The following is a 1,323-nucleotide window of genomic DNA, read 5'->3' on the forward strand; positions in this document are numbered from 1 at the left end:
GCTGCCTTCCTGGCTGCCGACAGCTTTGCCCAGTCTCCTGCCAACGTCAAAGTTTGGATTGCCTTTACCGATAACCGTCTCGATTGGGCCCGCGCAAAAGCGGCGGAGTTTAACAAGCAATTTCCTCAATACAACGTAACCGTTGAGGGCTACGGCAACTACGAAGAAATTCAACAGGCTACCGACCTCGCTATTCAACAAAATGCCGCTCCGGCGGTGGTGCAGTGGTTTGAGGTGGGCACCCAACGGGCACGGGATTTCGGCTACTTCAAGTCCATCGCCGAGGCGCTGGGCAACCGCACCGAGGTGAACGGGATCCCGGTGAACTTCGACGATTTTATCGAGCCGGTGGTGAGCTACTACACCCTGGATGGTAAGTTCACCTCCATGCCTTGGAACAGCTCCAGCCCCATCCTCTATTCCAACACCGCCATTTTGAAGAAAGCTGGGATCGAGAAGCCACCGGCCACCTGGCAGGAGCTGGAAGCCGCCTGCGAGAAGATCATGGCGCTTCCCGATGCGCCCCAGGGCTGCGTCACCTGGCCCAACCACGGCTGGTTCTACGAGCAGTGGATGGCACAGCAGAATGCTCTCTTGGCCAATAACGAAAATGGCCGCGCCGCTCGGGCTACCCAGGTCTTTTTGGACTCGGAGCCCTCGGTAGCCATCGCCACCTGGTGGAAAGGGATGTACGACAAACGCTACTACATCTACAGCGGCAAGCAGCGGGATTGGGCGGCCACGGAGCAAGCCATCCAAACCGGCACCGTCGCCATGGCCATCACCAGCAGCGCCGATGCGGCCAACATCACCAACGCCGCCAAGCAGAACAACATCGAGCTGGTCACCACCCGCATGCCCTACAACGCCGACAAGGGTTGGACGGGGAACTTGATTGGGGGCGCCAGCCTTTGGTTGGTGAAGGATCTGCCCAAAGAGGTGGAAGAGGGGGCACTGACCTTCATGTTGTGGCTGAATAGCACCGAAAATGCTGCCGAGTGGCACAAGGTAACTGGCTATCTGCCCATTCGCAAAAGCTCGGTAGCCTTGCTGGAGTCGCAGGGCTGGTTCAAGGAAAACCCCAACTTCTTCACTGCCATCGACCAAATCAACAACTCCAAGGTCACCCCTGCCACCCGTGGGGCGTTGCTGGGAGCCTTTCCTGAGATTCGCAACGTGGTGACCCAAACCATGGAGGATCTCATGCTCAAAGGCGGGGAGCCGGCCCAGGCCATGGCCAAGGCCAACGAGGAGGCCAACCGCCTGCTGGCCGAGTACAACTCCCTCTATCAGTAATTGGCCGGTAGCTGGGATGCTGTCGGA

Annotated in this window: 1 protein-coding gene; it reads left to right on the forward strand. The window is 58.7% G+C overall.

Annotated features, from left to right (window positions below; genetic code table 11):
- On the forward strand, positions 1-1,296 hold a 1,296-nt coding region (locus tag NW863_RS13055), incomplete at its 5' end, for an ABC transporter substrate-binding protein (protein ID WP_414366878.1).
- Between the last annotated feature and the right edge of the window lie 27 nt (positions 1,297-1,323).

Source organism: Synechococcus sp. B60.1, from assembly GCF_047462555.1.
Taxonomy (GTDB): domain Bacteria; phylum Cyanobacteriota; class Cyanobacteriia; order Thermostichales; family Thermostichaceae; genus Thermostichus.